The 423-nt window shown below is 65.0% G+C and carries 1 pseudogene; it reads left to right on the top strand.

Annotated features, from left to right (window positions below):
* Positions 1–77: 77 nt before the first annotated feature.
* Positions 78–423, top strand: a pseudogene (locus AC0L3A_RS40980) (IS66 family transposase); the annotation flags it as partial.

The following is a 423-nucleotide window of genomic DNA, read 5'->3' as shown; positions in this document are numbered from 1 at the left end:
GAAGCCGCGCCGGCGCACCACGCGTTCAAAATAGACGTCAAGCACCAATCAAAATGGGCCTCAGAGCTACGCTTACGTCCCATGTGCGCCGGCGCTTCTACGAACTCGCCGCGGCCGGTCCCGCACCGATCGCCAGCGAGGCGCTCGAACGTATCGCCGGGCTCTACGTCATCGAAGCCCAGATCCGCGGCCGCACCGCCGACGAGCGTCGCGCCGTTCGCCAAGAGAAGAGCCGGCCGATCGCCGACGAGTTCGAACCCTGGCTGCGCGCCAAGCTCAGTCTGATTAGCCAGAAGACCAAACTCGCGGAGGCTATCCGATATGCGCTGTCGCGTTGGGACGGGCCGACGCGCTTCATTGCCGACGGCCGCATCGAGATCGATTCCAACGTCGTCGAGCGCGCTATCCGCCCAATCGCGCTCA

Source organism: Bradyrhizobium sp. MI1.3 (assembly GCF_055811695.1).
This window is presented reverse-complemented; position numbering and strand designations above follow the sequence as displayed.